The sequence below is a fragment of the Allobosea spartocytisi genome (assembly GCF_014764685.1).
Taxonomy (GTDB): domain Bacteria; phylum Pseudomonadota; class Alphaproteobacteria; order Rhizobiales; family Beijerinckiaceae; genus Allobosea; species Allobosea spartocytisi.
In genome coordinates this window covers 97,357-123,849 of sequence record NZ_JACXWY010000004.1, presented here as the reverse complement: position 1 = coordinate 123,849, position 26,493 = coordinate 97,357, and the positions used below count along the sequence as shown (strand labels likewise).

Below are 26,493 nucleotides of genomic sequence, written 5' to 3'. Positions count from 1 at the left end.
GCTGCCCTTCCTCATCCGTCAGCGCTTCGCGCCGCCACCTTCTTCCCACGGAGGTCGGATGTTTCCGACTTCCGCTTATGCTTTCCCATCTCGGGCAGGCCCGAGATGGGCCGGAGAAGGAGAGAGCAAATCCGGCCGCCGCTCGCGCGTGATCCTCTCCGCCTGCTCGCGCCGCCATTTCGCTATGCGGGCATGGTCACCGGACAGCAGCGCCTCGGGCAGGCCCCTGCCCTCCCATTCGCGCGGCCGCGTGTAGTGCGGATATTCGAGCAACCCGTTCTCGAAACTCTCCTCCTCGCCGGAGGCTTCCTTGCCCATCACGCCCGGAATCAGGCGCACACAGGCATCGAGCAGCGTCAGCGCCGCCATCTCGCCGCCGGAGAGGATGTAGTCGCCGATCGAGACCTCGATCAGGTTGCGCCCCTCGATGACGCGCTCATCCACGCCCTCGAAGCGCCCGCAGACGATGACGAGGCCGGGACCGTCAGCCCATTCGCGCACCTGGCGCTGCTGCAAGGGCCGCCCGCGCGGCGACATCAGCAGGCGCGGGCGTTCATCATCGGTCGGCACGGCGGCATCGATGGCCGCCGCCAGCACGTCGCAGCGCAGCACCATGCCGGCCCCGCCTCCGGCCGGATTGTCGTCGACATTGCGATGCCGGCCGATGCCGTGCTCGCGGATCTGGTGGGTGTCGAGCGACCACAGCCCCTTGCGCAGCCCCTCGCCCGCCAGCGAGATGCCGAGCGGCCCGGGAAACATCTCCGGATAGAGCGTCAGGATCGAGGCGCGGAAGGGCATGCCGTCAAGCAAAGCGCAGCGCGGGCAACCCGTCCAGCGCGGTGAAATCGCGCGCCGAGGCGATCAGGTTGTCGTAGGCCGCGAAAGCCTCGGCATCGAGCATGGTGAGCAGCGCCACAGCCCGCATGCCCGCCCGCCGCGCGGCCTCGACGCCATTGGGTGCATCCTCGAAAACAAGGCAGTCGGCCGCCGGAACACCCATGCGCCGCGCCGCCTCCAGGAAGAGGTCCGGGTTCGGCTTGCCGGGAAAGCCCTGCGAGGGAGAGACGACCGTGACGAAGCGCTCGCGCAGCTTCAGCTTGTCGAGCACCAGATCGACATTGCCCGGAGGAGCGGCGGTGGCGAGCGCCATCGGCACTTTGGCGGCATCGGCCCGTGCCATCAGCGCGAGCAAGCCGGCCATCGGCGCGACATGCGGGGCGTAATCCTCGCGGTAATAGATTTCCTTGTCGTGCCCGAGCGCGTCGATGCGCGCCGCATCGGCATCCGGGAACAGGGGTGCGAGGATTTCGGCCGAGGCCATGCCGGCGGTCTTCTTGAAGAAGCTGTCGGCGTCGAAAGGCAGGCCGTGCTCGGTCAGGAGTCGCCCCCATGCCGCCTCGTGATAGCGCATGTTGTCGACGACGGTGCCGTCCATGTCGAAGATCAGCGCGCGGGCGGGCTTATCGCTTGGCGTCATCTCTGCGACCATCGTCGGGCTCGAACAATCCTGCGGGCGGCTCGGCCTCGATGCGGCGCGCGGCGATGTCGATGCGCGGCGCGAAGGCCTTGGTGAAGGGCATCAGGACGGAGCGCCCATCCGGCGTCTCGATATCGAGCAGGTCGCCCGCGCCGTAATTCTCGACGGTGGAGACGGTGCCGAGCGGCACGCCATCCGGCCCGACAACGCTGCAACCGATGAGGTCGGCCTGCAGGAACTCGTCCTCATCCTCGGCTGCCGGCAACTTGTCGCGCGAGACGAACAACTCGACGCCGTTCAGCGCCTCGGCTGCCTCGCGCGTGGCCACGCCCTTGAGCCGGGCGACGACGACCTCCTTGGCAGGGCGGATGTCGATGATCTCGAAATTGCGGCCCTTGCCGTCGGTCAGCGGGCCATAATCGACGATCGCGAGCGGATCGCCGGTGAAGGTCTTGATCCTGACCTCGCCGCGCACGCCATGCGGCGCGCCGACGATACCGAGCAGGACGAGATTGTCGGTGCCAGCCATCATCCGTCATTCCGGGGCGCAGCGAAGCTGCGAGCCCGGAACCCATGAACACCACGATGACCGGAGCACACCGCCACCTTGTCATGAACGACGTGTTCATGGCTTCCGGGCCCGGGCCTGCGGCCCGTCCCGGAATGACGGCAGTGCAGCGTCAAGCTCACGCCTCGGCGGAAGCTTCTTCGGCGGCCGGGGCGGCAGCCTTCTCGGCCTTGGCCGCAGCGCGCTCCTTGGCCTTCTCGCCCGGAACGGCCTTGTTCGGGTTGTTGCGAGCCGGGCGCTTGGCGAGGCCGGCGGCATCGAGGAAGCGCAGGACGCGGTCGGTCGGCTGGGCGCCCTTGGCGAGCCAGGACTGGACCTTCTCGAGGTCGAGCACGACGCGCTCGGCCGAATCTTTCGGCTTCATCGGATCGTAGGAGCCGATCTTCTCGATGAAGCGGCCATCGCGCGGCGAACGGGCGTCAGCGACGACGATGCGGTAATAGGGGCGCTTCTTGGCGCCGCCGCGGGTCAGGCGGATCTTGAGGGACATGGTCTTCTTCCTTTGGTTGAACGTTGAAGTCGGGTTGAACGGTAAAGGCTATTTCTTCTTGCCGAACGGGCCGCCGCCCAGCCCCGGCAGGCCGCCGCCAAGGCCTGGCAGCTTCGGCATCATGCCGGCCGGCGGGGTGACGCCCTTCGGCAATCCAGGGAAACCGCCCGGCGGCAGCGACGGCAGGCCGCCGCCCGCGCCGAGCTGCTTCTGCAGTTCCGCGAGCTGGGCCGGGTCCATCTTGGAGGGATCGGGCATCCCGGCAGGAAGCCCCCCACCGAGCCCGAACATGCCGCCGAGCTTGCCGAGCATGCCGCCCTTCTGCTTCTTCATGGCCTTCATCATGTCGGCCATGCCGCGATGCATCTTGAGCAGCTTGTTGATCGCTTCCGGCGAGGTGCCGGAGCCGGCGGCGATGCGCTTCTTGCGGCTGTTCTTGAGCAGGTCGGGATTCCGGCGCTCGGCCGGCGTCATCGAATTGATGATCGCGACCTGACGGGCGATCATCTTGTCGTCGACCTTGGCGGCGGCGAGCTGGTTCTTCATCTGCGCCATGCCGGGCAGCAGGCCCATCACGCCGCCGAAGCCGCCCATCTTCTCCATCTGCTGGAGCTGCATGCGCAAATCATCGAGGTCGAAATTGCCCTTGGCCAGCCTCTGCGCCAGCGCCTGCGCCTTGTCGGCATCGACCGTCTGCGCCGCCTTCTCGACGAGCGAGACGATGTCGCCCATGCCGAGGATGCGGTTGGCGACGCGCGAGGGGTGGAAATCGTCGAGTTCGTCGACCTTTTCGCCGGTGCCGACCAGCTTGATCGGCTTGCCGGTGACGGCGCGCATCGAGAGCGCAGCGCCACCGCGCGAATCGCCGTCCATGCGGGTCAGCACGATGCCGGTGAGGCCGACGCGGGCGTCGAAGGCGCGGGCGGTATTGACCGCGTCCTGGCCGGTCAGCGCGTCGGCTACGAGCAGCACCTCATGCGGGCTGGTCGCGGCCTTCACCTGCGCGACCTCTTCCATCAGCGTATCGTCGAGCGTGACGCGGCCGGCGGTGTCGAGCATGACGACGTCGTAGCCGCCGAGGCGAGCCGCCTCGACCGCGCGCCGGGCGATCTGCACGGCCGACTGGCCGGCGACGATCGGCAGCGTCTGCACGCCGACCTGAGTGCCGAGAATGGCGAGCTGTTCCATGGCGGCCGGGCGTCGCGTATCGAGCGACGCCATCAGCACCTTCTTCTTGTTGCGCTCGGTCAGGCGCTTGGCGATCTTGGCCGTGGAGGTGGTTTTACCGGAGCCCTGCAGACCGACCATCAGGATCGGCACCGGCGGCACGGCGTCGAAGCCGATGACCTCGCCCTCCCCGCCGAGCGTGTCGATCAGGACGTCGTTGACGATCTTGATGACCTGCTGGCCGGGCGTGACCGACTTCAGCACCTCGGCGCCGACGGCGCGCTCGCGCACCTTGTCGGTAAACGAACGCACGACCTCGAGCGCGACGTCAGCCTCAAGCAGCGCGCGGCGAACCTCGCGCAGCGCGGCGTTGACGTCCTCCTCAGTCAGCGAACCCCGGCGGGTCAGCCCCGAAAGGATGCCGGAGAGTCTTTCGCTCAGCGTGCCGAACATGCGGACCTGCCTGCTTTGCCTCAAGGAACCGTCACAGCCGGAACCTCATCGCCAAACGGTTTCGCGCCCGAGGGCGCAACTGCGCTGTCGGACGTTGACCTCCGGGCTCATGGAAGCGGCTTGCGCGGCCCGGTCGGCGGATGTGGTTTCGGCGATGTCGGCGAAACGGATGGCGCCCTTAAAGCGGAAGAATGTGGCGAAAGTCAAGGTTGTGGGCGATCTTGCCGTCACGGGCCACCTCTCGCTCGTGGGAATAATGGCGTTCGGCCCCAGAATGGCCCTGATCTGACGGCATCGCATCGCGCCCCCAATCGAGCCGAACCCATGAAGACCGTGATCGCCCCGCCGCTGCTGGCCCTCACCCTCCTCCTTGCCGGCTGCGCGGGCGAGCCCCGCCGCGAAGGTCCGCTCGATCCCCGCATGGTCGAGCGGCTCAACGCCGTCTCCCTCGATCCGGCGCAGGCAGGGCGCATCCTTAACGCCTATCGCGCCGGCCTCGGCCTCGGACCCGTCCGGCCCGATCCGCGATTGATGGCGATGGCCCAGCGCCAGGCCGACGCCATGGTCGCGAAGAACGCCCTCTCCCATGACGCCGGCGGCAGCTTCGGCGGGCGCGTCGAGGCAGCAGGCCTCGATTCCGCCCGCGTCGCGGAAAATCTCGGCGGGGGCTACTTCTCCGTCGAGGAGGCTTTCGAGGGCTGGCGCAAATCCCCCGGTCACGACGCCAATCTGCGGATGAAGGAGGCGACGCGCTACGGCATCGCGCTCTCCAAGGATCCGCGCACCAGCTACCGCGCCTGGTGGGTGCTGGTCGTCGCAGCCGAACCGGAGCCGCGCGTAACCTTGGGTTACGGTGACAGGATGCCGCAACCTCGGTAACGGAGGGCGTCCCTTAATCGATTGCGAGCGCAACGATGCCTACCCGCCTCCTGATACCTTGTGTCATCGCCGTGTCCGCCGCCTTTGCCGGCCTGAACGGAGCCCAGGCGCAGCCCTGCTCCACCAATTTCACCAGCGCCGGCGTGCCGATGCTGTCGGAGATCACTTACCGCACCTGGGACCTCGTCAAGAGCCCGCCGGCCAAGGCCATTAATGGCGCCGCCCGCGCCGTGTCCGCCGAAGGTTTTGGCGGGATCCGCGTCGACAAGGCGACCAACACGCTCACCGCCCTTCAGGACGGAGCCGGCTCGGGCCGCCTGCAATCGCTGCGCATCACCGCCCGCAAGAGCGGCGGCGCCACCCGCCTCGATCTCGTTTTCACTGTCCAGGCAGGCCAGATCGGCCATGAGGGCGAGGTCCGCCGCGGCTTCTGCAACTTTGTCGACGCCGCTCGCGGCTGACCTCTTTACAAGCACCCGCTTCTGGTGATGGCTCTGGTTTTCAGGGAGCCATCATCATGACCTTCGAAGCCTGGGCCGCCTTCGCCGCCGCCACCGCCGTCCTCCTCGTCATCCCCGGGCCGACGATCCTGCTCGTCATCTCCTATGCGCTCGGCCAGGGCTGGCGCACGGCCTTCCCGATCGCGGTCGGCGTCGCGCTGGGCGACTTCACCGCCATGACCCTTTCGATGCTCGGCGTCGGCGCCCTGCTCGCAACATCAGCCATGATCTTCACCGCGCTGAAATGGATCGGCGCGGCCTACCTGATCTGGCTGGGAATCAAGCTCTTCCGCGCCGGCGGCACGCTGGATGCCAAGCCGCGCGAGGATGCCGCCCCTGCCTGGAAGATGCTCGGCCATGCCTGGCTGGTGACGGCGCTGAACCCGAAGAGCATCACCTTCTTCGTCGCCTTCCTCCCCCAGTTCCTCGACACCAAGGGCGATTTCTGGACGCAGATGCTGATCTTCGAGACGACCTTCATCGGCCTCGCCTTCGCCAACGCCATGGGCTACGCGCTGATCGCCTCCCGGGCTCGCGCCGTGGTGAGCAATCCGCGCGCCATCGGCCTGTTCAACAAGGCCGGCGGCACGCTGCTGGTCGGCGCCGGCGTCGCGACGGTGGCGATCCGCTCCGGCAGCAACTGACGGCCATCGCCTTTCGGAAGCCCTGTTGCCGCAGGCGGTCTTGATCGAACGTCACGACCGCCTACTTCTACCGGGCCATGAACCGCCGCAAACTCCTCTCCTTCCTCGGTCTCGGTGCCTTGCTGGCCTCGACCGGCGCGGCCTGGGCCGCGATCTCCCGCTCACGCAACCCCTATTACCAAGGGCCCGTCAGCGACCATTTCGACGGCCTCCTTTTCAGCGACGGCCGCACGGTCAGCAAAGGGCTGATGGACGTGCTGCGCTGGCAGACCGGCAAGCGCGAGCGCGAAGCCTTCCCGCCGCAATACGCCGCGCCTGCGCAGGACAAGCCGCCGGCGCGGGTCGGTGGCGTGCGCATCGTCCATCTCGGCCACGCCTCCTTTCTCTACCAGATCGCAGGCCTCAACCTGCTGATCGACCCGATCTATTCGGAGCGCGCGAGCCCTTTCACCTTCCTCGGGCCGAAGCGCGTCAACGCGCCCGGCGTCGCCTTCGACGACCTGCCGAAGATCGACGCGGTCCTGATCACCCACAATCATTACGACCATCTCGATATCGAGACGCTGGCGCGGATCCACCATCGCGACCGGCCGCGGATGATCATGCCGCTCGGCAACGACACCATCGTCAGGGCCCGCATCCCCGATGCCCGCACCGAGGCGCATGACTGGGACGACCGGTTGCAGCTCTCCGACGCCATCGCCGTCACGCTGGTGCCGACCTATCACTGGTCGGCGCGCGGCGCCTTCGACCGGCGCATGGCGCTGTGGTGCTCCTTCATCCTCGAAACCGGCGGCACGAAGCTCTTCCATGTCGGCGATACCGGCTATCATGACGGCTCGCTCTATGAGCGGCTCGGCCGTGACCATGGCCCGTTCAGCCTCGCCGTGCTGCCGATCGGCGCCTATGAGCCGCGCTGGTTCATGTCGGACAACCACATGAACCCGGAAGAGGCGGTGAAGGTCATGCAGGCGCTTCGCGCCGAACAGGCCATCGGCCACCACTGGGGTACCTTCCAGCTCACCGACGAGGGCGTCGAGCGCCCGCCCGAGGCGCTGAAGGCGGCGCTGGCTGCCGCTGGCTTGCCGGAAGAGCGTTTCCGGCCGATGCGGCCGGGCCTGAGCTGGAGCGCGTGACGCCCCGCCTTATTTCGGCTGGACGTAGACGTTGATCTCGAGATTCGGATCGCCCGGATCATTGAGATCGCTGACATATTCCTCGAGGAAGGCGTCCTTCACGACGATGCTCTTCGCCTCCAGATAGGCGGTGATCGTCTCATAGGTGGAATCGATGTCGTCATAGGGCGCCTGATGCAGGAAGCGCAGCGCCGCCCCGGCGGGCGAGGTCGACATCTTGAAATCGGCGCCGAGCGAAGGCGCCTGACCGCCCGGCGGGATCGCGACCGGCAGCATCGCATCGAAACGGAAGCCTTCATCCGTCGTTTCGACGAAGAGCGTCAGCGGCCGGCCGGCGGCGGTGAGCCCCGCCTTCTGCGCCTCGGCCCTCAACGCCTTGAAGCTGTCGGAGAGCTTCTGGAAGCCCTGGTCCCATGTCGCCTGCCCTGACAGGAGAAGCACGGGCTTGGGCGAGAGCGTCACCTCCGCGACATCGCTCGTATCGGAGCCTTTGCCGGCCAGCGTGGAATTCGGGTCGGGCACGCCGGTCTGCTGTTGCTGCGGGACGGGCGGCAGCGGTTGGCCCGGCGCCGGCAGGGTCGGCGGCGGCTGCACCGGCTGCGGCTCCAGCGGAAGCTGTGGCGTCGGCGCGGGCTGCACCGGCTGCGGCGTCACCGGAAAGGGCGGCGGCGGCGCGGGCTGGACCGGCTGCGGAGAGGGCTGCGAATCGGGAACCGCTGCGGGCGGGCCCTGATTGGGGGCCGACGGCACCTGTACCGGGGTCGCGCCGGGCGGCGGGGCAAGCGGCACCGACTGGATCGCAGAAGGCGGAGCAACCGTCGCCTGGGCGAAGGCCATCGACACGGCACCGGCCATGCCGGTGCAGGCCAGAACACAAATCCGGAAATACCGCATCGTCACGGCCCTAGCTTCTCGCGATTCGCGCCCTTGCAGCGCAGCATAGAATGTCCACCTTCTCTCAGGAACGGGGACGAGGGTGGCTTTTTCACGTCGCCTCCGTCATAGACCCGTTATTCATGGGACGTGTGACCAAATGAACGCTCTGGCCAATCGCCGGTTCCTGAAGATGAACGGGCTCGGCAACCAGATCACCGTGCTCGACCTGCGCGGCACCAGGCTCCTGGTGAGTGCCGACGACGCGCGCGCCATCGCCGCCGAGCCGCGCGCCCGCTTCGACCAGCTCATGGTGCTGCACGATCCGCAGGTCGCGGGCACCGACGCCTTCGTCCGCATCTACAACATCGACGGCTCCGAGGCCGGCGCCTGCGGCAACGGCACGCGCTGCGTCGCCTGGGCGATGGTCGCTGACCCCGGGATGGGCGACCCCGCCAGGACCAGCCTGACCCTGCAGACCAAGGCCGGCCTGCTGCCGGTCAGGCGCGAGAGCGAGACGATCTTCACCGTCGATATGGGCGCCCCGCGCCTCGCCTGGGACGAGATCCCGCTCGCCGAGCCCTTCGAGGATACCAGCCGCTTCGAATTGCAGATCGGCCCGATCGACGACCCGATCCTGCACACGCCCTGCGCCGTCAATATGGGCAATCCCCATGCGGTCTTCTTCGTCGAGGACCCCTATGCCTACAATCTCGCGCAGATCGGCCCATTGCTCGAGAACCACCCGATCTTCCCCGACCGCGCCAATATCGAGCTCGCCGCCGTCAAGGCGCCCGACCATATCGTGCTGCGTGTCTGGGAGCGCGGCGCCGGCATCACCCAGGCCTGCGGCTCGGGCGCCTGCGCGGCGCTGGTCGCCGCAGTGCGCCGTGAGCTATCAGCCCGCAAGGCCGTGGTCAGCCTGCCGGGCGGCGATCTCACCATCGAATGGCGCGAGAGCGATGGCCACGTCCTGATGACGGGCGCGGCCGAATTTGAGTGGGAAGGCACACTCGATCCATCCCTGTTCGAGAGCGCGGCCTGAAGGGCCAAAGCATTTTTGAGCGAAGTGGACACCGGTTCGCGTGAAGAAAATGCGAGAAGACAAAGGATCAGAGCATTTCCCCGTTTCGGAGAAACGGGGAAATGCTCTGGAGGTCGTTACCTTCGGCTGCCGCCTCAACATCGTCGAAAGCGAGGCGCTCAGGCTCCAGGCGGAAGCCGCCGGGCTGAAACACGCCGCGATCGTCAACTCCTGCGCCGTCACCGCCGAGGCGACCCGGCAGGCCCGTCAGGCCATCCGCCGCCTCAAGCGCGAGCAGCCAGACCGGCCCGTCATCGTCACCGGCTGCGCCGCGCAGATCGAGCCGGCCCGCTTTGCCGCCATGCCCGAGGCCGACCGCGTCCTCGGCAATGACGAGAAGCTGCGGCCGGAGAGCTGGGAGGCGCTTGCCCGTTCCAACAGCCTCGGCGGCGAGCAGGCCTTGCCTGCCGACAAGCTCGCAGTGGGCGACATCATGGCCCATGCGACCATGCGCGCGGCGCCGACGGGCCGCTTCGCCGGGCATACGCGCGGTTTCGTGCAGGTGCAGAACGGCTGCGACCATCGCTGCACCTTCTGCGTCATCCCCTTCGGCCGGGGCCATTCGCGCTCGCTGCCGGCGGGCCATGTCCTTGCCCAGTGCCGGCGGCTCGTCGAGGCCGGCGCGCGCGAGATCGTCCTGACCGGCGTCGATCTCACCAGCTATGGCCGCGACCTGCCCGGCGAACCGACGCTCGGCACGCTCGCCACGGACATCCTACGCGAAATCCCGGAGCTTGGGCGGCTGCGCCTCTCCTCGATCGATGCGGTCGAGGTCGACGATGCCCTGCGCGATCTCATCGCCACGGAAGCGCGATTGATGCCGCATCTGCACCTGTCGCTGCAGCATGGCGACGACCTCATCCTCAAGCGCATGAAGCGCCGCCACGGCCGCGAAGACGCGATCCGCTTCTGTGACGAGATGCGGCGCCTGCGCCCCAACATCGTCTTCGGCGCCGACCTCATCGCCGGCTTCCCGACAGAGGATGAGGCGATGTTCGCCCGCTCGCTGTCCCTCATCGAGGAATGCGGGCTCAGCTTCGTCCATGTCTTTCCTTATTCGGCGAGGCCCGAAACGCCGGCCGCGCGCATGCCGCAACTGCCGGGCGAGATCGTGACGGAGCGGGCATCGAGGCTGCGTGCGGCCGCCGCGACGGCTCAGCAGCGGCACCTCGCGGCCCGGATGGGCCGGGCGCTCTCGGTGCTGACCGAGCGCGGCAAGACCGGCCGCGCCGAGGATTTCACGCTCGTCCGGTTCGCAAGCGAGATCGAGGCGGGGCGGATCGTCTCGGTCACCGGCCATGCCAGCGACGGCCGTGCCTTGCTGGCCGCCTGAAGAGCCGAAACAAAGAGAAATAGCCGCCTCGGTCGCCGATGGGAGGAGGGAGTGACCGAGGCGGCAGAGCCGTGCCGGCAGCGGCAGACTCGAGGGGTTAGACGCGCCCGCGCCGTAAAAGGTTCAAATGCCCCGAGAAAATTCCTCGCGCAAACCCCTCGCATCGCGCGCCCTAACCGTCCCGCTGACACGCTGCACCTGATTGTTGCAGTAACCGCGCGGATTCCACGGCGGTTCGAGCGGCTGACAATTCCCGGCCGTATCCCGGGCGCGGGCCATGATCGTGAGCGGCCCCGGCGCCACGGCCGGCAGACGGGTCTCGAAACGACGCCAGGCGAAGGGGCTCTCGCCCGGTGCCAGCGCGATATCGTCCCAACGGCTTCCGCCGTCGCAGGAGAGCTCGACTGCGGCAAGCGGAATGGCGCCGCTCCAGGCGAAGCCGGCGACCGCGACCATCTCGCCCGCCGCCACGATGAAGCCATTCGTCGGGCGGGTGATCAGCGACTTCACCGGCATGTCGGTGATCACGGCGAAATGGGTGGGATCGAGCAGCTCGCCCGGCCGCAGCGCATGGATCGGCAGGCGGTAATCCGTGCCGCGCATCTTCTCGCCATCATGTTCCTGCGTCCGCAGGCTGATGCGGTTCAGCCATTTCTGCCAGGCCGAGCCGGGATAGCCCGGCGCGACGATGCGCAGCGGCCCGCCATGCAGGCGCGGCAGGGGCTCATCGTTCATGGCGAAGGCGATCAGCGTCTCCGGTGCCAGCGCCTTGGCGATCGGCAGGCCGCGCGACAGAGCCTCCTTCTCCGGCTTGCCGATCTGCCGGTCGGGCGCGAAATGGGCGGTATAGACGGCGCCCGGCCTCACGCCCGCATGGTTCAGCACATCGGCGAGCCTGACCCCGCTCCAGCGCGCGCAGCCGACCGCGCCGAGCCGCCATGGCAGCCCGTCGGTCGCGGGCGAGAATTGGGCGCGGCCGTTGCCGGCGCATTCCAGCACGGCAGTCTCGGTGACCGTCTCGAAAGCCTCCCGCAGCGCCGGAAGCGTCCAGACGGCCGGACGCTCGACCTCGCCGTCGATCGCCAGCGTCCACGAGCCTTCATCGGCGATGTCCGGAAGCTCGCCATTGTTGCGGATGAAGAAGGCGCTGACTGGCGTGATCGCCTCGTCGAGGAGATCGAGCGCCGGCTCGGCGTTCAGGGCCTCCTCGTCATGGACGTAGAGCCCCGGCTTCAGCCGGCGCAGCAAGGGCAGTTCGATAAGGCGGCGTGGCAAGCGAGAACGGTCTCCGGCGACAGCGGCCGGACAGACAACACGCTGTTCCGTCCTCTGTCGACTGCCCGGCGGCGCTTGGCAGCTTCCCGGACGCCGCAAGCACTCACCCCTTGGCGACGATTTCCTCGCGCAGGGCCCGGCGCAAGACCTTGCCGACATTGGTCTTGGGCAGGGTTTCACGGAAGAAGATCTGCCTGGGCACCTTGTAGCCGGTGAGATTCTCCTTGCAGTAGGCGCGCAGCGCGTCGGCCGTGAGCGTCTGGTCCTTGCGCACGACGAAGGCCGCGACGACCTCGCCGGAATGCTCGTCCGGCAGGCCGATTACCGCCGCCTCCAGCACGCCGGGATGCGCCGCAAGCACATCCTCGACCTCGTTCGGATAGACGTTGAAGCCCGAGACGAGGACCATGTCCTTCATCCGGTCGACGATCTTGAACTGGCCGTCGGGCAGCATCACGCCGATGTCGCCGGAGCGGAAATAGCCGTCCTCCGTCATCGCCTTGGCGGTCTCGTCGGGGCGGTTCCAGTAGCCCCGCATCACCTGCGGCCCGCGGATGCAGATCTCGCCGGGCTCCCCGGGCGGCATGTCGTTGCCGTCGGCGTCGCGGACCGCGACATCGGTCGAGGGAATGGGATAGCCGATCGTGCCGGAGAACTCCTGGATGTCCGGCCGGTTGATGGTGGCGACCGGCGAGGTTTCGGAAAGCCCGTAGCCCTCGATGATCGGCTTGCCCGTGACCTCCTTCCAGTGCTTGGCGACGGCGGCCTGGGTCGCCATGCCGCCGGCCACGGCAAAGCGCAGCTCGCCGAAATTCACGGTGCCGATCTCGGGATGGTTGGCGAGCGCGTTGTAGAGCGTGTTGACACCGGAAATGAGCGTGAACCGGCTCGCCTTCAGCGTCTTGATGAAGCCGGGAATATCGCGCGGATTGGCGATCAGCAGGCTCTTGGCGCCGATCCGGAGCAGGAACATGCAGCAGCAGGTCAGCGCGAAGATGTGGTAGAGCGGCAGCGCCGTCACCATGACGTGCTGGTATTCGCCCCGCCCTTGCGGCGGCTCGAGCGTCCATTCGAGCCAGAATCCGGCCTGCTGAACATTGGCGGCGACGTTGCGATGCGTCAGCGTCGCGCCCTTGGCGACCCCGGTCGTGCCGCCGGTGTATTGCAGGAAGGCGACGTCTTCCGGAACGATGGCGACGGGCTCCATTCCCTCCACCGTCTGCAGGATATGCCGGAGCTCGACGGCGCCCGGCAGATTGAAGGGCTTCACCACCTTCTTGATGCGGCGGGCGACGAAATTGACGATCCTGCCCTTGAAGCCCATCAAATCGCCGGCCGTGGCGATGACGATGGCGTCGAGCTTCAGGTTCGCCTTCGCCTCCTCGACGACATGGGCGAAGTTCTCGATCACCACGAGGATGCGCGCACCCGCATCGTTGACCTGGTGGGTGAGTTCGCGCGCCGTATAGAGCGGGTTGACGTTGACGACGGTGAAGCCGCCGAGCAGCGTCCCGAAGATCATCGCCGGATAGGCCATGATGTTCGGCATCATCAGCGCGACGCGGTCACCCTTCTGAAGCCCCCTCGCCTGAAGCCAGCCCGCGAAGGCCTCCGCCGCGCGCAGGGTCTCGGCGAAGGTGATCGTCTTGCCGAAGCTCTCGAAGGCCGGGCGATTGGCATAGGTCGCGCAGGACGAGCGTATCAGATCCGCCAATGTCCCGATCTTCGCCTCGTCGAGCGTTTCCGGGACGGCCGGCGGATAATGCGCAAGCCACGGACGCGCACCCTGCATGGGCTGCGCGACGCCGATCGCAGTCATGGTCTCCTCCCTCTCGGCCGGCTCAGCTTGCTCGCGCAAAGCCTCCGGCGCGCTTTTTCACGACCATAGAGTGCGGAACGGCGGCCCGACGCGCAAGCGCGACCTCTCGCCACCCCACGAATTGTTTAGATATAAACCTTTCGCGAGATGGCGAGGCAAGCCCTGGCAGAGCGAGTTCCGCCGAGACTATCGTCGTAAGAGGTCCGTCTAGAGCAGGATGCGAAAAAGCAGGAGCCGGCTTTTTCGCGAGAATCCTGCTCTGTCTCTTTGATGAGAGACGGATTCAGATGTCAGATGGGATCACCATGTGTTTCCATCTGACATCATCCGGCTCTAGCGCGCCTGCGCCGCCGCCAGTGCCTGGGCCGAGACCACCGCTTCGGCCGGCTTGCCGGCGAGCTCCGCCAGATGGTCGAAGCGCGCGCTGAAGGAACCGACGCCGGAGGTCGCCGAGCGCAGTTCGACGATCAACCCCGGCATCTCCGCTTCCGGGACGAGGGCGTTGATCTGGTCCCAGCCGCGCCAGCCGGGGCGGGTGTCGTAGCCGAGGATCTGCCCGCGCCGGGCCGAGATCAGCGCCGAGGCACGCGACATCGCCTCGGACGGGATCACCACCTCGATGGAGAGGATCGGCTCCAGCAGCACGGGCCTGGCCTGCGGCATGGCCTCGCTCATCGCCAGTCGGGCCGCCTGGCGGAAGGCCATGTCGGAGGAATCGACGGTGTGATAGGAGCCGTCCGTCAGCGTGACCGCGAGATCGACCACCGGGAAGCCGAGCGGCCCCTTCTCGCAATAGTCGCGCATGCCCGCCTCGACCGAGCCGATATACTGGCGCGGCACCACCCCGCCGGTGATCTTGTCGATGAAGCGGATGCCTTCCCCGCGCGGCAGCCCCGCGATCTCGATCACGACATCGCCGTACTGGCCATGGCCGCCGCTTTGCTTGCGATGGCGCCCGCGCGCACCGGCCTGGCCGCGGATGGTCTCGCGATAGCCGACCTGCGGTGGCCGGCTTACGACATTCACGCCGTAGCGGCCGGCGAGCTTCTCCAACGTGACGCGCAGATGCATCTCACCCTGGCCCGAAAGCCGCGTCTCGCTCAGTTCCGGCACCTGGGTGACGAGGAGCGCGGTATCCTCTTCCGCGATCTTCTGCAGCGCGGCGGCGAGCCGGACATCGTCCTTGCGGTCCTTGACCGCGATCGCGAGCGTATGCACCGGCTCGGGCGGGGCGACCGCGCTGACCACGCCGGCACGCTGCTTGCCGAGCATGAAGGCCTCGCCCGTACCGATGCCGTCGAGCTTGGCGAAGCCGGCGACCTCGCCCTCCTCTGCGGCGGGCTTGCGGCTCTGCTCGCTGCCTTTCAGGGAGACGATGCCGGCAATGCGCGCCTCGACGCCGGCGGAAGAGGTGACGACGTCGCCCTCGGCCAGCCGCCCGCGCATGACCCGGGCGAGCGAAACCTTGCCACCCTGCCCCGCATGCCAGCTCTTCATCACCTGCGCCAATGGCGGCCCGTTCTCGACGATGCCGACCCGCCCGCGCGTCTCGCTGAGCGTCGGGGCCTCATGCCTCAGCGCCTTCAGGAGCCGCGTCACGCCATTGCCGCGCTCGGCCGCGCCAATCAGCACCGGCACGACATGGCGGTGCTGCAATTCGCGGGCGAGATCGTCAAAGATGCGATCGCGCGGCGGCTCCATGTCGCCGAGCAGCTCCTCCATCAATTCGTCGTCGTAATCGGCGAGCTTCTCCAGCATCGAGAAGCGCGCATCCTTCTCGCGGCCGCTCTCGTCGGGGTCGATCGGAACGATCTCGCTGGGCGCGTGCTCGCGATAGATGAAGGCCCGCTCCAGCGCGAGGTCGATGAAGCCGATGGCGATGCCCTTCTGCCAGATCGGGATCTGGCGCAGCAGCAAGGGCGTGCGCGAGGCCCGCTGCAGGATGGCGAGCGTCTCGCGCACCCGGCGCGAGGCCGTGTCGATCTTGTTCAGGAAGAGGAAGCGGGGGATGTCGGCCTCCTCGAGCTCGCGCAGCACGAGCTCCAGCGCCGGCGCCTTGCGGTCATCCGCCTCGCAGACCACCACGGCCGCGTCGACCGCCGGCAGGACATGGCGCATCTCGTGCAGGAACTCGACCGAGCCGGGACAGTCGATGAATTGAAACTGGTCGCCGAGGAATTCGACGCTCGCGACATTGGGCTCGACGCTCATCTGGTGAGCCCGCGCCTCGGGCGAGGCATCGCCGACGCTGTTGCCGGCCTTGACCGAGCCGGTGCGGGAAAGCGCGCCGCATCGCATCAGGATGCTTTCGAGCAGCGTGGTCTTGCCGCTCTGGAAGGGGCCGACGATCGCGATGCATCGTGGCCCCGCGCGTCGGGTGCCGGATGCCGCGTCTCCCTTGCCGTTCTGTGCAGCCATGACGTCCTCCTTCGGGTTGGACCCACGAGGACGAAAGGCCTTTGGCCTCTCATCGACGCGGATGGAGGCCGGCGCGTCGGGACGGAAGAGCCCGCAGCACCGGTCAGGCGGCGGTCGCACCGGCCCGAGCGGGCCGAGCGGCCGTCGAAGAGGCATGTCGAGGCAGGTTCGCGCCGTTCACGATCGGCTGCAAGGAGATTATGTGCCGCACCGCAGCGGAGCCGGCAGGCAGCGCGAGGAAGCGCCCCTCGCCGCCGGGACGACGGGGCTCAGCCGGCCCGCTCCTGCGCCTGGCGCTGGTAGACCGAGAGAAAGGCCTTTCCCATCAGCGAGCTCTCGCCGTCGATGGCCTTCTGCAGGACGCTGGCGCGAATGGCCTGGATGCGGGGAGCGTCGGGCGCTGCCGCACCGGCAAGCTCGGCGAGTTGCACGGCGAGCCGGGACGCTCCCTGCTCCGACAGGATGGCCGCCCGCTCGGCCAGCTTCTCCGCCCCGCCCGCCAACCGGGCGAGCTCGGTGGCGATCTCGGCGGTGCGCGCCGGCTTGAGATGCGCCGGGTCGCCATCGAACCAGCCGGCATAGAAATGATAGATGTTGCGGACGAGGAATTCCGGATCGTCGTATTTCGCCAGCAGATAAGGCTTCGCGAGATATTCCGCCGGCACCTTCACCGCATGCAGCACCGCGTCGAGCGTGGCGCCCCGGTTCATCAGTGCCAGCGTCTCGCGCACGAGATGCTCGAGCGCTTCCGCACCGTCGCGCAGCATCTGCAACGCCCGCGCCTCGCCGAAGACGACCGGTCCGTGGCCGGGGATCAGGATGGCGGGCCTGAGCTGCTCCATGTGCCGGAGCGCGACGGCCCATTCGGCGGCATAGCGCTGGACCTTGCGCGGATTTCCGGCATTCGGGAACACCCAGATCACGAAGTCGCCGCTCGCCAGGACGCGCCGCTCCGGCAGCCAGACGAAGCTGGCATCGTCCGTCTCACCTCGCCCATGGAAGAGTTCGAGCCGCTCGCCGCCGATCGTGAGCGACAGCGTCTCGTCATAGACCTCGTCCGGCTGCCGCTGGCCGATGGGGTAGACATAGCCGGGCTTGTTGAACTGCTGGCCCTGCACGATGCTGTTGAAGCCGTGCGAGGCCACGTAGCGCTCCATCCGCCGGCGGACATTGCGATGGGCGACGATCCGGGGGCGTGGGACGCCCCGCGCATCGGCCTCCGCATCGATGACGGCGATGCCGCTGGTATGGTCGATATGGCCATGGGTGAAGATCACCGTATGGATCGGGCTGTCATCCCAGCTCCGGATCACCTCCAGCGTCCGCTGCGCCGTATCCGGCTTGGCGGTGTCGATCAGGACCAGCCCTTCCATGGTGCGGATCGCGGTGACGCTGCCGCAGAAATAGGTGGTGTGGACCGTGATGATGCCGTCCGCAACGGCGGTGATGGCGCCATCGGAAACCGCGGCCGTCCATTCCTCCATGGGCGCGCTGCCGTTCCACAGGCGCTCGAACAAGGGGTCTGAAGCCATCGGTGAACTCTCCACGCGTCACGACAGGCTTAGCATGGCTGCCGCCAGCCGAAAGCCGCTGCCGGCGATGTGCTGACACCCGGCGTCAGCGGAGGCGCGACCGGCCGGCGAGCGCGCATCTAGAGCGCCGCTAGGCGTCCCCCGTTTCCTTCGTGCCCGTCGGTTCATGCGTCGGGGCGCCCACCTCGCCTTCGCTCATCCGCTTGAGGCGGCTCAGCATGGCCGCCGCATAGGCCGCATAGGGACCGATCCAGCGCTCGTGAATCCCGTGGATCGGCAGCGCGTCGAGATGGTTCCAGCGCTCGCGCCCGCGCCGCTCGACGATTACAAGACCCGCCTCCTCCAGCACCTTCAGATGCTGCATCACGGTGCAGCGATCGAGTTCCGGCATAAGCTCGCACAGCATCCCCGTCGTGCGGGGGCCCGCCTTCAGCGCATCCAGAATCCGCCGCCGTGCACGATGGCCCAGCGCCTTGAAGAGAGCGTCGTCTGCGTCGTCCGTTGACATGTTATAAATCTATAACATAATAATCCCGGCAGCAATGGGAGGGCGTCGATGGAACCGCAGATGGATCTGAAATTTTCGGTCGCCGGGCGCATCGCGAAGCCGGTCGGCGAGGTTTTCGAGGCAGTGGTCAATCCCGACCACCTCTCCCATTTCTTCACGACCGGCGGCGCGAAGGGGCGGCTCGAGACCGGAGCGGTCGTCACCTGGGATTTTCACGACTTCCCAGGCGCCTTCCCGGTCCATGTCGTGGAGGTGGAGACGGACAGGCGCATCGTCCTGCGCTGGGGCTCGGCCGAGACGACGCCCGACCCCGCCGCCAGCCGCGAGACCACCGTCACGATGACCTTCGAGCCGCTCGAAGACGGCCGCACGCTCGTCCGGATATCGGAACAGGGCTGGTCACGGACACAGGAGGGGCTGAAGGCCTCCTACGGCAATTGCGAGGGCTGGACGGGCATGCTCTGCGCGATGAAAGTCTGGCTTGAGCACGGCTTCAACCTGCGCGAGGGGTTCTACAAGTAGGGGGCGGTGCGGCTCAAAGGCCGTACAGTGCAGCTGACGATCACCGACCTTTTATGCGCGGGCAGCCGCCCTCTTCGCGCTCGATGATCTCGCACCGGCCCTCTTTGGAGACAAAACGATGTTCACTCACGTCATGATCGGCAGCAACGACCTGGAGCGGGCGAGAGAGTTCTACGACGCCACATTCGCCGCGTTGGGAGGCGAGCCCGGCGAGATCGATGCCAGAGGCAGGCTGATCTATGTCCACGACGGCGGTCGGCTGATGATCACGAAGCCGATCGACGGCAAGCCAGCGACGGCGGCCAACGGTGGGACAATCGGTATCGCCGCGGCGAGCCGTGACCATGTTCTCGCATGGCATGATGCCGGCACCGCCCATGGCGGAACGTCGATCGAGAGCCCACCCAGCGAGCGCCCGAATGGAGCCTTCGTCGCCTACCTTCGCGATCCCGACGGAAACAAGCTCACCGCGCGCACTCAGCCGACGAAGTAACACAACCGGCAACAGCCGCTGCGAAGATCATCCCGCTTTTCGGGAAACCCGCCGGCAAGCGGATGGGTAGAAACCGCCCCCTCTATAAATTCCGCCGCTCACCCCGCAGCGTCGCCAACCCGATACCGGCCGCGTCGAACCCGCCATCGACCGCCAGCACCTGCCCGGTGATGTAGCTCGCCTTGTCCGAGCACAGGAAGAAGATCGACTCCGCCAACTCCTCCTCCAGCCCGTAGCGGCCGAGCGGGACGGCGTCGCGATAGTCCGCGCGGATCTCCGGGCTGTGCACGGCCTTCGCCATCGCCGTCTCGACCGGACCCGGCGCGACCGCGTTGACGCGAATGCCGAGGCTCGACAGTTCGACCGCCTGCTGCTTCGTCAGATGCGCCAGCGCGGCCTTGGAGGTGCCGTAGGCGACGCGCAGCGTCGAGGCGCGCAGGCCCGAGATCGAGGTGATGTTGACGATGGCGCCGCCACCCCGGTCGGCCATCAGCGGGGCCGCGAGCTGCGTCGCCAGGAAGGGCCCGGTGAGGTTGACCGCGAGCACGCGCTGCCACTCCTCATGCGTCGTCTCCAGCAGCGGCTTGAACACGGCGGTGCCGGCGTTGTTGACCAGCGCGTCGAGCCGCCCGAAGCGCGCTACAAGCGTGTCGAAGGCTGCCGCGACCTGCCGCGGCTCGGCGATGTCGCAGGTCAGCGCCAGCGTCTCCTCCGGCTTGCCGATCTCCGCCACGGCTCGCTCCAGCCCGGCCCCGTCGATGTCGAGCAGACCGATGCGCCAGCCATCTGCGAGAAAGCGCTTCGCCGTCGCCAGCCCGATGCCGCGCGCGGCCCCGGTGACGAGGGCGACCTTGGAAACTGTGCTGATCATGCGGGTATCCGGACAATGGGACGTGATCGGGAAATGGCGCCCGGAAGCTATGCTTCGCGAAGCCCTGGCCGCAAGATCGCCGGCCCGCATGCGCCTTGCCGGCATTCCCGCTCGACAAATGCCGGACTCTCCTGTATGGCCCCGCACTCAACTGAAAACAGCGAGCCGAAAGCCCGCGCTTCCGCGCGAATACGGCCATGGAGAGACCCATGAACATCATCGAGCAGATCGATGCCGAGCAGATTGCCAAGCTGAGCGAAGGTCGCGAGATCCCGCCCTTCCAGCCCGGCGACACCGTGCAGGTCAACGTCAAGGTCAAGGAAGGCGAGCGTAGCCGCGTCCAGGCCTATGAGGGCGTCGTGATCGCCCGCAACGGCGGCGGCCTCAACCAGAGCTTCACCGTCCGCAAGATTTCCTATGGCGAAGGTGTCGAGCGCGTTTTCCCGCTCTTCTCGCCGAACCTCGATTCCATCAAGGTCATCCGTAAGGGCAAGGTGCGTCGCGCCAAGCTCTATTACCTGCGCGATCGCCGCGGCAAGTCGGCCCGCATCGCCGAGCGCGTCGAGGCCCGCCCCGCCAAGGGTGGCAAGGCCGCCGGCAAGTAAGCCGCGGCCCCCTTCGAGAATTCAGGAACGCGGTCCTTCGGGGCCGCGTTTTTTTGTTGCGCGCAACGCTTCGTGGCGCAGGGGCACCCGGAATGATGGCCGCTCAGTCGAATGCAATAAACGCATATCGGCGCATATAATTTTCATTTGATATGCGTATAACGCTCCTATAAGCATGCCAATCATTAGCTTGCTATCGATATTCATCCTATGGATCAGACACAGCTCCAGGCCGCCTTCACCGCCGAGCTCGCGGCCGTCAACCGCAAGCTGCGCACTCTCGTCGACGAGCGCGCCCGCAAGATGGGGCTGACCTGGTCTCGCGCCCGGTTGCTGATGGAGCTCGCCCGTGAGGACGGGCCGATCCAGTCCGATCTGGCGGGCCTCCTCGACATCGAGCAGCCGACATTGGTGCGCCTGCTCGACGGGCTCGAGCGCAACGGCATGATCGAGCGCCGCGCCGTCGAAGGGGATCGCCGCGCCCGCCGCGTGTTCCTCACGCCCATGGCGCGCGCTCAGGCCGAGGACATCCTGAATTTCCTCGCCGCCCTGCGTGCTGATATCCTGCAGGGCATCGCGCCGCGGGAGCTGGAAATGGCACTCGATGTCCTGCGCCGGACGTCCCGCAACATCGCCGCCGGGCGGAGCGCCGCCCCATGAGCACGGCAGAGCCCGCTTCCGCGCCAGCCGCTGCGACGCCCCCTGCCCCGACGCAGGGCTGGTTCACCATGCCGGTGCCGCGCGCGCTCGCCTACATGCTCGCTTCGGTCACATTGGCGATGACGCAGCAGATCGGCCAGAACATCGTCAACACCAACATCTACCAGATCCAGGGCGAGCTCGGCGCCACCGTCGCCGAGACCAACTGGCTGGTCGCCGCCTATATGGCGCCCAACGTCTCGCTCTCGATCGCGCTGATCAAGATCCGCATGCAGTATGGCTTGCGCAATTTTGCGGAGATCAGCATCGCCGGCTTCGTGCTGGCCGCCGCCCTGAATTTCTTCTTCGTCCAGGATCTGCAATCGGCCGTCGCCGTGCGCTTCATGAGCGGCATGGCGGCGGCGCCGATGTCCTCGCTCGCCTTCTTCTACATGATCGAGCCGATGCCGCCGCAGCGGAAGCTGACCGTCGGCCTGTCGCTGGCACTGACCAACACCACGCTCGGCATCCCCGTGACGCGGCTGATCTCGCCCTATCTGCTCGATCTCGGCGGCTTCCACAGCCTCACCATGATCGAGATGGGGCTGGCCCTATTGGCTTTCGGCTTCGTCTACGCGCTGCCGCTGGCGACGCCGCCGCGCATCAAATGGATCGGCCCCTTCGACATCGTCAGCTATCTGCTGATCGCCATCGGCTTCGGCAGCATCGCCGTCGCGCTCAGCCTGGGCCGCCTCTACTGGTGGCTCGAGGCGCCCTGGCTCGGCTGGCTCCTTGCCGTCGCCATGGTCTGCTTGATGCTGGCCGCGATCATCGAATTGCACCGCGAAAGCCCGCTCGTCGACATTCGCTGGCTGACCAGCCCGACCACGCTGCATTTCGCCGGCACGCTGCTGCTGCTGCGCCTCGTCCTGGCGGAGCAGACCGTCGGCGCCTCGAATTTCTTCCAGGCGCTCGGCATCCAGAACGAGCAGACCGTACCGCTCTACGCGATCATCCTCGCCGCGATCATCGCCGGCGGCCTGACCTGCGCCGCGCTGCTGCGCCCCGGCCGCGAGAACGGGTTCTACGGGGCCGCGCTCGCCTGCGTCACGCTTGGCGCCTGGCTCGACAGCGGCGCCACCAGCCTGACCCGGCCGGACGACATCTGGCTCAGCCAGTCGCTCGTCGCCTATGGCTCGGCGCTCTTCCTGCCAGCCGCGATGGCTCAGGGGCTCGGCGCGGCGATCGTGCGCGGGCCGATCTACATCCTGAGCTTCTTCACCGTCTTCCTGTTCACGCAGAGCATCGGCGGCCTGTTCGGCTCGGCGATCTTCGGCACCTTCATCACGCTGAGAACGACTTTCCATTACAACGTCCTGACCGAGCATTTCACCCTGTCCGACCCGTTGGTCGCGCAGCGCGTCAGCCAGCTCGGCGGCGCCTATGGTCATGTGCTGACCGACCCGACGCTGACGCGGGCGGAAGGCGTGTCGCTGCTGGCCCAGCAGGCGACGCGGGAGGCGACGGTGCTGGCCTATAACGACGCCTTCCTGCTGATCTCGCTGATCGCCGGCCTCGCCCTGGCCGGCCTTCTCACCCATCTCGCCTTCCTGCAATGGAAGGCACGCTCGGCCGCGCCGGCCGCCTCCGCGACAACCTGACCTTCCGCTTGCGACCATGACCCGCCTGTTCCGCTCCCTTTCGACCTATATCGCGCTGGCGATCGGCCTCGCCGGCGTCGTTCTCGTCCTCTACGCTTGGCGGCTGCCACCCTTCGCGAGCGCCATCGAGACCACCGAGAACGCCTATGTGCGCGGCCAGGTCACGGTGATCGCGCCGCAGCTCGCCGGCTATGTCGCGGAAGTGCCGGTGCAGGATTTCGCCACGGTGAAACAGGGCGACCTGCTGCTGCGCATCGACGACCGGATCTTTGCGCAGAAGCTGGAACAGGCCCGTGCCGGCCTCGCCGCCCAGCGTGCCGGCCTCGCCAATTCCGATCAGGCCCGCGCCACAGCCGAAGCCCGGCTGCGCGCCGCAGTGGCGAATGTCGCCAGTGCCGAAGCGGCCTTGCGTACCGCCGAGGCGAATTGGGGCCGGATCGAGCCGTTGCGCGAGCGCGGCGTCGTCAACCAGACCAGCACCGACCAGAGCCAGCAGGCGCTCGACCAGGCGCGCGCCTCCCTCACCGCCAACAACGCCGCCGCCGAAGTCGCGCGGCAGGATATCCAGACCGCGATCGTCAACCGCCAGTCGCTCATCGCGGCGGTCGAGGGGGCCGAAGCCGCCGTCCACCTTGCCGAGATCGACCTGATCAATACCCGTATCCTCGCCCCGCAGGATGGACGCCTCGGCGAGGTTTCCGCCCGGCTCGGGCAATATGTCTCGGCCGGCACCCAGCTCATGGCGCTCGTGCCCGCCCAGGTCTGGGTCATCGCCAATTTCAAGGAGACGCAGCTCGCCGGCATGCGTGTGGGCCAGCCGGTGAGCTTCACCGTCGATGCACTCCGCCATGCGAAGCTCAGCGGCCATATCGAGCGCTTCTCGCCGGCCGCCGGTTCCGAGTTCAGCGTGATCCGCCCTGACAACGCCACCGGCAACTTCATCAAGATCGCCCAGCGCGTCCCGGTGCGCATCGCCATCGACCCGGGCCAGCCTCTGGCGGAACGGCTGACGCCCGGCATGTCGGTGGTCGTCAGCGTCGACACCGCGGCGCCAAGCCCCGCGTCCGGCAAATGACGGCTCCGCGAGCGGCATCGATTGTCCCGCTTCCTTGGAACTGCTACACAGTGGCCATGTCGCCGTGTGTGCATCAGTTCCAGCGCTTCTGCGCCGTGCAGGGAGAGGGCCATCTGCCGCCCCTGCCGACGACGCAGGACTTCGCCGCGCTGCATGATCATGCCCGCCTGCCCTGGCGCTTCTTCGGCCGCTTCACAGCCTCCATCGCCGCAGGCCTTACCGGCGCCTGAGACCGGCCGCATCGCGCGGCCGGCGACAGGCGTAGCGTTTTTGCAAGCCGGCCTTCAACGCCGGCTTTCTCGTTTCCAGATCAGATTTGAACAGACCGAGATCAAGCCATGACTGCGACCTCAGCTCCCCGCACGCTTTACGACAAGATCTTCGACGACCACGTCGTCGACCGGCAGGATGACGGCACCTGCCTGCTCTATATCGACCGCCACCTCGTCCATGAGGTGACGAGCCCGCAGGCCTTCGAGGGCCTGCGCATGACCGGCCGCAAGGTGCGTGCGCCCGAGAAGACGCTCGCCGTCGTCGACCACAACATCCCGACGACCGACCGTTCCAAGGGCATCGCCGAAGAGGAAAGCCGCATCCAGGTCGAGGCTCTGGCGAAGAATGCCAAGGAATTCGGCGTCGAGTATTTCAACGAGCTCGACAAGCGCCAGGGCATCGTCCACATCGTCGGTCCCGAGCAGGGCTTCACCCTGCCCGGCACCACGATCGTCTGCGGCGACTCGCACACCTCGACGCACGGTGCCTTCGGCGCGCTGGCGCATGGCATCGGCACCTCGGAGGTCGAGCACGTCCTCGCCACGCAGACGCTGATCCAGAAGAAGGCGATGAACATGCTCGTCCAGGTGGACGGCACGCCCGCGCCCGGCGTCGGCGCCAAGGACATCACGCTGGCCATCATCGGCGAGATCGGCACCGCCGGCGGCACCGGCTCGGTGATCGAATATGCCGGCGAAGCCATCCGCGGCCTGACGATGGAAGGCCGCATGACGCTCTGCAACATGTCGATCGAGGGCGGTGCCCGCGCCGGCATGGTCGCCCCGGACGAGAAGGCCTTCGCCTATCTGAAGGGCCGCCCGAAGGCGCCGCAGGGCGCGGCATGGGACGCCGCCGTCCGCTATTGGGAGACGCTGCAGACCGACGAGGGCGCGCATTTCGACCGCGTGGTCCGGCTCGACGCCGGCAACCTGCCGCCAATCGTGTCCTGGGGCACGAGCCCCGAGGACGTGATCTCCGTCACCGGCGCGGTTCCCGACCCCGAGCTGATCCAGGACGAGGTCAAGCGCGCCTCGAAGAAGCGTGCGCTGGAGTATATGGGCCTGACCGCCGGCACCAAGATCACCGACATCCCGCTCGACGTGATCTGGATCGGCTCCTGCACCAATGGCCGCATCGAGGATCTGCGCACCGTCGCGAAGATCGTCGAGGGCAAGAAGATCCATGAGAGCCTCGACTACGGCATGATCGTCCCCGGCTCCGGCCTGGTGAAGGAGCAGGCCGAGGCCGAGGGTCTCGACAAGATCTTCATCGCCGCCGGCTTCGAATGGCGCGAGCCCGGCTGCTCGATGTGCCTCGGCATGAACCCCGACCAGCTCAAGCCCGGCCAGCGGGCAGCCTCGACCTCGAACCGCAATTTCGAGGGTCGTCAGGGCTATCGCGGCCGCACCCACCTCGTCTCGCCGGCGATGGCGGCGGCGGCGGCCTTGACCGGCCGCTTCGTCGACGTCCGCACGCTCGGCTGAACGGTCCAGCGGGGAGAGCGCCATGTCGAACGATCCCCGCGAAGCCGCCCGCGAGGCCGAGGCCAAGGCCGCGCTGGAGCGCGTGAAGCGCGACAGCGAGACCTTGCTCGGTTCCTCGATGGGCAGGGCAGCCGATCATTTCTCCGGCACCGACGCGCCGGAGGGCGACAGGATCGAGCTCTGGGGCCGGCGCATCGGCCGTGCGCTCTCGCTCCTCGGCGTGATCGTGCTGGCCTGGTGGCTCGGCCATCAACTGAAGTTCTGGTGACGGAGATGGATGCCGCCGTGGCGAAGACAGCGCGGATCGACTGGGACGGAGCGAAAGCCCCGTCGCTGGAGGCGTTCGACGACCTGGCCCAGGCCGCGTTCGACCGCCTGCCGGAGGAGTTCCGCGCGCTCTGCGCCGACGTCGTCTTCAACGTCACCGAGTTCCCGGAGGACGACGTGCTGAAGGAGCTGGAGGCGGAGAGCCCCTTCGACCTGCTCGGCCTCTTCACCGGCGTCGGCCTGCCGCAACAGGGTTTCGGGCCCCAGACCGGCCAGATGCCCAACACCATCCACCTCTATCGCCGGCCGATCCTTGACTACTGGGCCGAGCACGACGAGAGCCTCGGCGCGATCGTCAGCCACGTCATGATCCATGAGATCGGCCACCATTTCGGCTTCTCCGACGAGGACATGGAAGCCATCGAACAGGCGGCCGGCTGAGGCCGG

General features: G+C 67.4%; 28 protein-coding genes. 16 read left to right on the top strand and 12 right to left on the bottom strand.

Going from position 1 to position 26,493, the window contains the following annotated elements; genetic code table 11:
* Positions 1-75: 75 nt before the first annotated feature.
* The 5 genes from trmD to ffh form a co-directional block, all read right to left on the bottom strand.
* Positions 76-798 (bottom strand): tRNA (guanosine(37)-N1)-methyltransferase TrmD, encoded by a 723-nt coding sequence (gene trmD / locus IED13_RS08120; RefSeq protein ID WP_191123876.1) that lies wholly within the window; start codon positions 796-798, stop codon positions 76-78.
* A gap of 4 nt (positions 799-802) precedes the next feature.
* A complete protein-coding gene (locus IED13_RS08115) occupies positions 803-1,477 on the bottom strand; it encodes an HAD family hydrolase (RefSeq protein WP_191123875.1) in 675 nt (224 codons plus the stop codon).
* On the bottom strand, positions 1,461-2,009 hold the full coding sequence (gene rimM / locus IED13_RS08110; RefSeq protein WP_248312495.1) for a ribosome maturation factor RimM: 549 nt from the start codon (positions 2,007-2,009) through the stop codon (positions 1,461-1,463). Before rimM ends, IED13_RS08115 begins: the two co-directional genes overlap by 17 nt.
* 154 nt (positions 2,010-2,163) lie before the next feature.
* Positions 2,164-2,535: a 30S ribosomal protein S16 gene (gene rpsP / locus IED13_RS08105; protein WP_038359098.1), complete on the bottom strand. Its 372-nt coding sequence runs from the start codon at positions 2,533-2,535 to the stop codon at positions 2,164-2,166.
* A 48-nt stretch (positions 2,536-2,583) separates the two neighbouring features.
* Positions 2,584-4,155, bottom strand: coding sequence for a signal recognition particle protein (gene ffh, locus IED13_RS08100; protein WP_191123873.1), 1,572 nt, complete (start codon positions 4,153-4,155; stop codon positions 2,584-2,586).
* A gap of 324 nt (positions 4,156-4,479) precedes the next feature.
* Between ffh and IED13_RS08095 the strand changes: the two genes are divergently transcribed.
* The 4 genes from IED13_RS08095 to IED13_RS08080 all read left to right on the top strand — a co-directional run bounded on the left by IED13_RS08095 (position 4,480) and on the right by IED13_RS08080 (position 7,314).
* Complete coding sequence (locus tag IED13_RS08095; RefSeq protein WP_133562913.1) at positions 4,480-5,034, top strand: CAP domain-containing protein; 555 nt, start codon at positions 4,480-4,482, stop codon at positions 5,032-5,034.
* 35 nt (positions 5,035-5,069) lie between these two features.
* Positions 5,070-5,495, top strand: coding sequence for a hypothetical protein (locus IED13_RS08090; protein ID WP_133562911.1), 426 nt, complete (start codon positions 5,070-5,072; stop codon positions 5,493-5,495).
* 56 nt (positions 5,496-5,551) lie between these two features.
* A complete protein-coding gene (locus tag IED13_RS08085; RefSeq protein WP_191123872.1) occupies positions 5,552-6,178 on the top strand; it encodes a LysE family translocator in 627 nt (208 codons plus the stop codon).
* 77 nt (positions 6,179-6,255) lie between these two features.
* Positions 6,256-7,314, top strand: coding sequence for an MBL fold metallo-hydrolase (locus IED13_RS08080; protein WP_191123871.1), 1,059 nt, complete (start codon positions 6,256-6,258; stop codon positions 7,312-7,314).
* Between the two features lie 9 nt (positions 7,315-7,323).
* On the opposite strand, the gene IED13_RS08075 is transcribed toward IED13_RS08080, so the two are convergent.
* A complete protein-coding gene (locus IED13_RS08075) occupies positions 7,324-8,208 on the bottom strand; it encodes a GyrI-like domain-containing protein (RefSeq protein ID WP_248312515.1) in 885 nt (294 codons plus the stop codon).
* Between the two features lie 139 nt (positions 8,209-8,347).
* Between IED13_RS08075 and dapF the strand changes: the two genes are divergently transcribed.
* The gene (gene dapF / locus IED13_RS08070; protein WP_191123870.1) at positions 8,348-9,232 is read left to right on the top strand and encodes a diaminopimelate epimerase; all 885 of its coding nucleotides are present in this window, start codon (positions 8,348-8,350) and stop codon (positions 9,230-9,232) included.
* A 49-nt stretch (positions 9,233-9,281) separates the two neighbouring features.
* Entirely contained in the window at positions 9,282-10,604 is a 1,323-nt protein-coding gene (gene mtaB / locus IED13_RS08065) for a tRNA (N(6)-L-threonylcarbamoyladenosine(37)-C(2))-methylthiotransferase MtaB (RefSeq protein WP_191123869.1), read from the top strand.
* Positions 10,605-10,727: 123 nt separating this feature from the next.
* Here mtaB and IED13_RS08060 read toward each other — a convergent pair whose 3' ends face one another.
* From IED13_RS08060 to IED13_RS08040, 5 genes are all read right to left on the bottom strand, one after another.
* Positions 10,728-11,879, bottom strand: a complete 1,152-nt coding sequence (locus IED13_RS08060; protein ID WP_191123868.1) for a sulfite oxidase — start codon at positions 11,877-11,879, stop codon at positions 10,728-10,730.
* 103 nt (positions 11,880-11,982) lie between these two features.
* A complete protein-coding gene (locus IED13_RS08055; protein WP_113252580.1) occupies positions 11,983-13,698 on the bottom strand; it encodes an AMP-binding protein in 1,716 nt (571 codons plus the stop codon).
* A 333-nt stretch (positions 13,699-14,031) separates the two neighbouring features.
* A complete protein-coding gene (locus tag IED13_RS08050; protein WP_051987521.1) occupies positions 14,032-16,116 on the bottom strand; it encodes an elongation factor G in 2,085 nt (694 codons plus the stop codon).
* Between the two features lie 269 nt (positions 16,117-16,385).
* Positions 16,386-17,648, bottom strand: coding sequence for an alkyl sulfatase dimerization domain-containing protein (locus IED13_RS08045; protein WP_191123867.1), 1,263 nt, complete (start codon positions 17,646-17,648; stop codon positions 16,386-16,388).
* Positions 17,649-17,778: 130 nt separating this feature from the next.
* Entirely contained in the window at positions 17,779-18,156 is a 378-nt protein-coding gene (locus IED13_RS08040; protein WP_191123866.1) for an ArsR/SmtB family transcription factor, read from the bottom strand.
* A 60-nt stretch (positions 18,157-18,216) separates the two neighbouring features.
* On the opposite strand from IED13_RS08040, the gene IED13_RS08035 reads away from it, so the two are divergent.
* Both IED13_RS08035 and IED13_RS08030 read left to right on the top strand, forming a co-directional pair.
* Positions 18,217-18,678, top strand: coding sequence for an SRPBCC family protein (locus tag IED13_RS08035; RefSeq protein WP_191123865.1), 462 nt, complete (start codon positions 18,217-18,219; stop codon positions 18,676-18,678).
* 118 nt (positions 18,679-18,796) lie between these two features.
* Entirely contained in the window at positions 18,797-19,171 is a 375-nt protein-coding gene (locus IED13_RS08030) for a VOC family protein (protein ID WP_038360135.1), read from the top strand.
* 82 nt (positions 19,172-19,253) lie between these two features.
* On the opposite strand, the gene IED13_RS08025 is transcribed toward IED13_RS08030, so the two are convergent.
* Complete coding sequence (locus IED13_RS08025; RefSeq protein WP_191123864.1) at positions 19,254-20,042, bottom strand: SDR family NAD(P)-dependent oxidoreductase; 789 nt, start codon at positions 20,040-20,042, stop codon at positions 19,254-19,256.
* Between the two features lie 209 nt (positions 20,043-20,251).
* Between IED13_RS08025 and rplS the strand changes: the two genes are divergently transcribed.
* The 8 genes from rplS to IED13_RS07985 all read left to right on the top strand — a co-directional run bounded on the left by rplS (position 20,252) and on the right by IED13_RS07985 (position 26,487).
* Complete coding sequence (gene rplS, locus IED13_RS08020) at positions 20,252-20,647, top strand: 50S ribosomal protein L19 (protein WP_133562892.1); 396 nt, start codon at positions 20,252-20,254, stop codon at positions 20,645-20,647.
* Positions 20,648-20,857: 210 nt separating this feature from the next.
* Entirely contained in the window at positions 20,858-21,307 is a 450-nt protein-coding gene (locus IED13_RS08015) for a MarR family winged helix-turn-helix transcriptional regulator (RefSeq protein ID WP_191123863.1), read from the top strand.
* Positions 21,304-22,947: an efflux MFS transporter permease gene (locus tag IED13_RS08010; protein WP_404801884.1), complete on the top strand. Its 1,644-nt coding sequence runs from the start codon at positions 21,304-21,306 to the stop codon at positions 22,945-22,947. The genes IED13_RS08015 and IED13_RS08010 overlap by 4 nt, the downstream gene beginning before the upstream one ends.
* Before the next feature lie 16 nt (positions 22,948-22,963).
* Positions 22,964-24,022 carry an HlyD family secretion protein gene (locus tag IED13_RS08005; protein ID WP_191123862.1) on the top strand — a complete coding sequence of 353 codons (1,059 nt, stop codon included), beginning with the start codon at positions 22,964-22,966 and terminating at the stop codon, positions 24,020-24,022.
* A 50-nt stretch (positions 24,023-24,072) separates the two neighbouring features.
* On the top strand, positions 24,073-24,252 hold the full coding sequence (locus tag IED13_RS08000; protein ID WP_142021698.1) for a hypothetical protein: 180 nt from the start codon (positions 24,073-24,075) through the stop codon (positions 24,250-24,252).
* 108 nt (positions 24,253-24,360) lie between these two features.
* Entirely contained in the window at positions 24,361-25,779 is a 1,419-nt protein-coding gene (gene leuC, locus IED13_RS07995) for a 3-isopropylmalate dehydratase large subunit (RefSeq protein WP_113252586.1), read from the top strand.
* A gap of 22 nt (positions 25,780-25,801) precedes the next feature.
* Positions 25,802-26,047, top strand: a complete 246-nt coding sequence (locus IED13_RS07990; protein ID WP_038359123.1) for a hypothetical protein — start codon at positions 25,802-25,804, stop codon at positions 26,045-26,047.
* Positions 26,048-26,064: 17 nt separating this feature from the next.
* The gene (locus tag IED13_RS07985; RefSeq protein WP_260368402.1) at positions 26,065-26,487 is read left to right on the top strand and encodes a metallopeptidase family protein; all 423 of its coding nucleotides are present in this window, start codon (positions 26,065-26,067) and stop codon (positions 26,485-26,487) included.
* Positions 26,488-26,493 lie beyond the last annotated feature (6 nt).

Coding starts and splice junctions, on each gene's coding strand:
- trmD (WP_191123876.1), bottom strand. CDS start 798: ATGCCCTTCCGCGCCTCGATCCTGACGCTCTATCCGGAGATGTTTCCC.
- IED13_RS08115 (WP_191123875.1), bottom strand. CDS start 1,477: ATGACGCCAAGCGATAAGCCCGCCCGCGCGCTGATCTTCGACATGGAC.
- rimM (WP_248312495.1), bottom strand. CDS start 2,009: ATGATGGCTGGCACCGACAATCTCGTCCTGCTCGGTATCGTCGGCGCG.
- rpsP (WP_038359098.1), bottom strand. CDS start 2,535: ATGTCCCTCAAGATCCGCCTGACCCGCGGCGGCGCCAAGAAGCGCCCC.
- ffh (WP_191123873.1), bottom strand. CDS start 4,155: ATGTTCGGCACGCTGAGCGAAAGACTCTCCGGCATCCTTTCGGGGCTG.
- IED13_RS08095 (WP_133562913.1), top strand. CDS start 4,480: ATGAAGACCGTGATCGCCCCGCCGCTGCTGGCCCTCACCCTCCTCCTT.
- IED13_RS08090 (WP_133562911.1), top strand. CDS start 5,070: ATGCCTACCCGCCTCCTGATACCTTGTGTCATCGCCGTGTCCGCCGCC.
- IED13_RS08085 (WP_191123872.1), top strand. CDS start 5,552: ATGACCTTCGAAGCCTGGGCCGCCTTCGCCGCCGCCACCGCCGTCCTC.
- IED13_RS08080 (WP_191123871.1), top strand. CDS start 6,256: ATGAACCGCCGCAAACTCCTCTCCTTCCTCGGTCTCGGTGCCTTGCTG.
- IED13_RS08075 (WP_248312515.1), bottom strand. CDS start 8,208: ATGCGGTATTTCCGGATTTGTGTTCTGGCCTGCACCGGCATGGCCGGT.
- dapF (WP_191123870.1), top strand. CDS start 8,348: ATGAACGCTCTGGCCAATCGCCGGTTCCTGAAGATGAACGGGCTCGGC.
- mtaB (WP_191123869.1), top strand. CDS start 9,282: ATGCGAGAAGACAAAGGATCAGAGCATTTCCCCGTTTCGGAGAAACGG.
- IED13_RS08055 (WP_113252580.1), bottom strand. CDS start 13,698: ATGACTGCGATCGGCGTCGCGCAGCCCATGCAGGGTGCGCGTCCGTGG.
- IED13_RS08050 (WP_051987521.1), bottom strand. CDS start 16,116: ATGGCTGCACAGAACGGCAAGGGAGACGCGGCATCCGGCACCCGACGC.
- IED13_RS08045 (WP_191123867.1), bottom strand. CDS start 17,648: ATGGCTTCAGACCCCTTGTTCGAGCGCCTGTGGAACGGCAGCGCGCCC.
- IED13_RS08040 (WP_191123866.1), bottom strand. CDS start 18,156: ATGTCAACGGACGACGCAGACGACGCTCTCTTCAAGGCGCTGGGCCAT.
- IED13_RS08035 (WP_191123865.1), top strand. CDS start 18,217: ATGGATCTGAAATTTTCGGTCGCCGGGCGCATCGCGAAGCCGGTCGGC.
- IED13_RS08030 (WP_038360135.1), top strand. CDS start 18,797: ATGTTCACTCACGTCATGATCGGCAGCAACGACCTGGAGCGGGCGAGA.
- IED13_RS08025 (WP_191123864.1), bottom strand. CDS start 20,042: ATGATCAGCACAGTTTCCAAGGTCGCCCTCGTCACCGGGGCCGCGCGC.
- rplS (WP_133562892.1), top strand. CDS start 20,252: ATGAACATCATCGAGCAGATCGATGCCGAGCAGATTGCCAAGCTGAGC.
- IED13_RS08015 (WP_191123863.1), top strand. CDS start 20,858: ATGGATCAGACACAGCTCCAGGCCGCCTTCACCGCCGAGCTCGCGGCC.
- IED13_RS08010 (WP_404801884.1), top strand. CDS start 21,304: ATGAGCACGGCAGAGCCCGCTTCCGCGCCAGCCGCTGCGACGCCCCCT.
- IED13_RS08005 (WP_191123862.1), top strand. CDS start 22,964: ATGACCCGCCTGTTCCGCTCCCTTTCGACCTATATCGCGCTGGCGATC.
- leuC (WP_113252586.1), top strand. CDS start 24,361: ATGACTGCGACCTCAGCTCCCCGCACGCTTTACGACAAGATCTTCGAC.
- IED13_RS07990 (WP_038359123.1), top strand. CDS start 25,802: ATGTCGAACGATCCCCGCGAAGCCGCCCGCGAGGCCGAGGCCAAGGCC.